The 4,485-nt window shown below is 68.5% G+C and carries 4 protein-coding genes; all 4 read right to left on the bottom strand.

The window, feature by feature from the left end:
• On the bottom strand, nt 1–853 hold an 853-nt coding region (locus KBA23_RS15980; RefSeq protein WP_290743031.1), incomplete at its 3' end, for a ChaN family lipoprotein.
• A 134-nt stretch (nt 854–987) separates the two neighbouring features.
• Nucleotides 988–2,163, bottom strand: a complete 1,176-nt coding sequence (locus KBA23_RS15975; RefSeq protein ID WP_290743028.1) for an ATP-binding protein — start codon at nt 2,161–2,163, stop codon at nt 988–990.
• Between the two features lie 184 nt (nt 2,164–2,347).
• On the bottom strand, nt 2,348–3,511 hold the full coding sequence (locus tag KBA23_RS15970; protein ID WP_290743023.1) for an MraY family glycosyltransferase: 1,164 nt from the start codon (nt 3,509–3,511) through the stop codon (nt 2,348–2,350).
• Nucleotides 3,512–3,528: 17 nt separating this feature from the next.
• A partial coding sequence (locus KBA23_RS15965; RefSeq protein WP_290743020.1) for a hypothetical protein occupies nt 3,529–4,485 on the bottom strand: 957 nt, incomplete at its 5' end.

The raw sequence follows: 4,485 nt of genomic DNA, 5'->3' as shown, positions 1-4,485 counted from the left end.
GCTCGGCACCGAGGCCGTAGGCGACGTGCCCTTCGCCGATCAGCACCACCATGATCGTCCTCTGGCCCGTCTCCTCGCGAAACCGCGCCAGCGCCTTGAGCGCGTTGTGCGCCATCGCCGCGTCCCAGGTGCACTGCGCGGTGAACATGCCCTCGAACATCTCCGGGGACATGCCGCCGTGCAGCCCTTCGTCGGCGAAGAAGGCGCGGAAGAGCCGGCGGTATTCGGCGCTGTCGGTGTCGATCTTCGCCGGCAGAAGGTCGCGCTGCTCGGGAGTGAGCGCCTGCAGCCCCTCCTTGCGCGCCGTCTGCACGACCTTGCGCGGCACGTTCAGGCCGAACATGTGCAGGCCGTTGCGGTGCGCGAAATCGAAGATCGGCCGGTAGTACTCCCAGTGATAGCCCCAGTTCTTGTACCACCGCGACTGGGCGAGGAAGTCGGCCTCGGTGTAGGCCGGGTCGGTAGACCACTTGTCGAGCATCGCCTGCTCGCCGGCGGGATACATCTCGAGACCGATCAGCACCTTGCGTCCGCGCCGCTGGAGCTCCTCGATCGTCCGCAGCTGTACCTGGTGGAACTCGTAGTCGGTGTGGCTCTCGCCGACAAAGAGAAGCTCGACGCCGTCGAGCCGCGCGGCGAGCTCGGCGGGCGTGATGACGTCGCCCTTCGCCGTGTCGGTGACGCCGTCGAGCACCACCGGCGCCTCGCGGTCGCGCCGCGCCGGATCGCCCAGGGGCAGATCGAGCACCTTCTCTTCGGCGCGCAGGCTAAGCGAACCGGCGAGCGCCAGCAGGAGCGCTGCGAGTACCGGCAGGACGCAGCGCGGAATCGGAGTCACGGTCGATCGGCTCATCAGCTCACCTCGGAAAGTCGTCAGAGAACATCCAGCGCCCGGCACGCCGGGCCGCGACGTCCGATCTTAGGCCGGCAACCGAGACCCGGTGGCCGTCTCATCGGGTGGGCCGGGGGGCCCGGGCAGGGGCGGCCTCAGGGCTCGCGCAGCGGCTCGAGGGCCGTGAGCAGGTCGCGCGCGGCGACGGCGCGCACGCGGTCGGCCAGCGGATAGGTCGCCTCTCCCGCATGCACGAGGTCGAGCCGATCGAGCTCCAGCGACTCGACAGCGGATCGCATCGAACGGCTGAGCCGCGGAGCGCTCGTCCGCTTGATTTCGAATCCGAGCCGCTTCGCCCCCGACACCACCAGGAGATCGATCTCCGCACCCGAGTGGATCGACCAGTGAAAGCACTCTTCAGGATGGGCACCGAGGCGCTCGACGATCTGCTGGACCTCGAATCCCTCCCAGCTCGCGCCGACCTTAGGGTGGCCCTCGAGTGCTTGCGCGTCGGCGATTCCGAGCAGAACGTGCAGGAGCCCCGAGTCCTCGACGAAGACCTTGGGCGCCTTCACCTGGCGCTTTCCTACATTGGCGTGCCATGCGGGAAGCTGACGGACGACGAGCGCGTCCGTGAGCAGGTCGAGATAGCGCCGCACGCTCGACTCGGAGAGCCCGAACGCGCGCGCCAGCTCGGCACCGTTCCAACGCTGACCGTGGTAGTGCGCCAGCATCGACCAGAAGCGGCGCATCGTCTCGGAAGGAGTCCGCACGCCGAGTTGCGGCAGGTCACGTTCGAGGAAGGTCGCCACGAACGCGCGCCGCCATTCGAAGCTCGCAGCGTCGGATGCGGCGAGGAAAGAGCGTGGAAATCCGCCGCGCGCCCAGAGCTGCCCGAGCGCTTCGCTACCGGTCTCCTCCTGCGAGAATCCGCGCAAGCGAAGAAATCCGATCCGGCCGGCGAGCGACTCCGACGACTGCCGAAGCAGCTCGCCCGATGCACTACCCAGAACGAGGAAGCGCGCGCGGGAGCCCGGCTGATCGACCAGCACGCGGATCGCTGGAAACAGCTCCGGCCGGCGCTGGACTTCGTCGAGCACCACGAGGCCCTCGACCCCGGCCAGGGCGAGCTCCGGGTCGGCTAGCCGAGCGCGATCGGCCTCCCTTTCGAGGTCGAGGTGAAGGACGGGCCCCCCTGTTCGGGCGCCGAAGTCGCGCGCCAGGGTCGTCTTACCTACCTGGCGCGCCCCGAGAATGGCCACGACCGGAAACGTGGAGAGCAGCCATTCGAGCTTCTCAAGGGACCTTATCCGCGCGATCATCGGCATCATTCTACACTGAAATTCCACCAGATTTTGGTGGTATTTCCTGATTTTGAGCGAGTATTTCAGTGAACATCCACCATTGCATGATGGATTTTCCATCTTCTTGCTGTCTCATAGGAAGGAAGCCCGACTCCAGGCGCCCGCCGGCACCTTCTCGGCCGGCGACGGCACCTTCGTCTCGGGCCGCAGCCTACTCCGCGTCGCGACGCAGCCAGGCGGGCTTCTGCAGACGCAGCGCCTCGATCCGTTCGTCGGCGAGCGCCCGTGCCCGGCGAACCAGCCCGAGCTGGCGCATGGCGAGGACGACCGCGATCTCGAGCAGCAGCAGGATCAGGCCGAGCCAGCCCTCGCCGGTCATCGCCACGGCAACCGCCCCGGCGCAGAACAGCAGCACGACCAGGTAGAGCACCGGCACCACGACGCGATGCCGGCTCGCGAGGTCGGAGAGCAGGTGATGAAGATGCTGGCGGTCGCCGCGGAACATCCGTCCGACCCGCCGGCCGACCGGCGCCCCGTCGCCCTCGAAGAAGCGCACCACCATCACCAGCAGAGTGTCGATGACCGGCAACCCGAGGGCGAGAATCGGCACCAGGATGGCGACCGCCGCCGGCGCCTTGATCGCCGAGTGCAGCGAGATCGCACCGAGCAGGAAGCCGAGAGTGAGCGACCCCGAATCGCCCATGAAGACCCGCGCCGGTTCCCAGTTGTGGCGCAGGAAGCCGATGCAGGCGCCGGCGATCGAGGCCATCAGCACGACGCTGCCGAGGTTGTGCTGGATCAGGGCGTAGACCAGCAGGCTCACCGAGATGATCGCCGCGACGCCGCCGGCCAGGCCGTCGAGGCCGTCGATCAGGTTGATCGCGTTGGTCACGCCGACGACCCAGAGGAGCGACACCAGTCCGCCCCAGACGCCCAAATGGATCTCGCCGACGAACGGCAGGTTGAGCTCGGTGAAGCTCCAGCCGACGCGCACCAGCAGCCAGGCGGCGAGGAGCTCGACGATGAACTTCTTGCCCGGAGTGACGCCAAAGAGGTCGTCCACCAGACCGACGAGAAAGACCAGTCCGGCGGCGATCGGCAGGGCGACCAGCTCCGGCCGAGGGATCGTCATCCCCCACTGGTTCCAGCCCGCCATCAACCCGACGAGCGACCCGGCGCCGAGGCCGGCGGCGATCGCCACCCCACCGAGGCGCGGCACCGCGGTCGCTAGCACCGCCTTGCGCTCTCCCCCCTCGCCCGGGCGGTCGAACGAGCGCAGGAACTGCGCCAGATTCACTACCGGCGGCACCAGCAGGCTCGCCACCACCCCGGCGAGCAGAGCCGAGGCGCCAGCGACGATGAACAGCGGTTCCATGTTCGGGTGACGCGATGTTACCGCAGCGCTGGCGCGGGCAGCGCGAGCGTCTCCAGTACCAGCTCGTCGAGGGCGCGCGCCACGCCCGCCGCATCGCCCACCTCGACCCGCCGGTAGCTCGCGCCGGCCGCCCCGCCACTGCCGATGCGCTCGCTGCAGAGAAGATGAACGTCCGAGGCCGCGCTGCCGACGAACAGCACCGAGCGCCCCGAGGCGATGCAGCCGTAGACCTTCGACGGCAAGACGTAGCCGACGAACTCGTCGCGCAGGGTGATGAGGTGCGCGTGCGGGGCGACCAGCAGCCGCGGCAGCTCGGCGAGCGGCACCGGCCGCGAGCGATGCACCGGCAGCCCGCGCGCCCGAAGCGCCGCCTCGACCCGGTCGGCCTTGGCGCCGGTGGCGTTCAGCCAGAGGACGACGCGACCGCTCCCCTGCCGGTGATGGAGCTCGTAGCCGGCGAGAAAGGTCGCGTCGTCGTGCGCGACGCCGAAGTTGCCCGAGTAGAGGAGCACTACCTTGCCGCGCAGATCCACCGGCAGATCCAGAGGCTCCGTCCCGGGCGGGATCGCGACCGGCGCCTCGTCGCGCCGCAGCACGATGCGCTCGGCCGGAATTCCGATGTCGATCAGCCGTCTCTTCTGGTCCTCGCCGAGAACCTCGAAGCCGTGGACCCGGCGACGAAGAAAAAGCGTCCAGTAAAGGAAAAGCTGCAGCCACAACGGCCGCTGACCGAGCTCGGCGAGCAGGCACTCGGGATGGAAGTCGGTGATGCGGTAGGTGAGCCTCTTGCGCAGCAGGAGGTCGGCCGGCACGATCCAATGCAGGAAGAACGGCGGGCTGCCGGTGAACAGGATCTCGTCGGCAGCGCGGGCGTACTTCCACGCTCGACGCAGGAGCCGGCCATTCGTCTTCGCCGTCCAGATCGCTCTTTGACGGAAGTTGGCGCGCTCGTAAGGCGAGGCCAGCACGCGCAC

The sequence above is a fragment of the Amaricoccus sp. genome, assembly GCF_017995835.1.
GTDB lineage: Bacteria > Pseudomonadota > Alphaproteobacteria > Rhodobacterales > Rhodobacteraceae > Amaricoccus.
The sequence above is the reverse complement of the archived record's forward strand: the minus strand, read 5'-3'. Positions and strand labels throughout refer to the sequence as shown.

What these genes read in the sequence shown, in the direction of transcription:
- KBA23_RS15975 (WP_290743028.1), bottom strand. Translation starts at nt 2,163, where the DNA reads ATGATGCCGATGATCGCGCGGATAAGGTCCCTTGAGAAGCTCGAATGG.
- KBA23_RS15970 (WP_290743023.1), bottom strand. Translation starts at nt 3,511, where the DNA reads ATGGAACCGCTGTTCATCGTCGCTGGCGCCTCGGCTCTGCTCGCCGGG.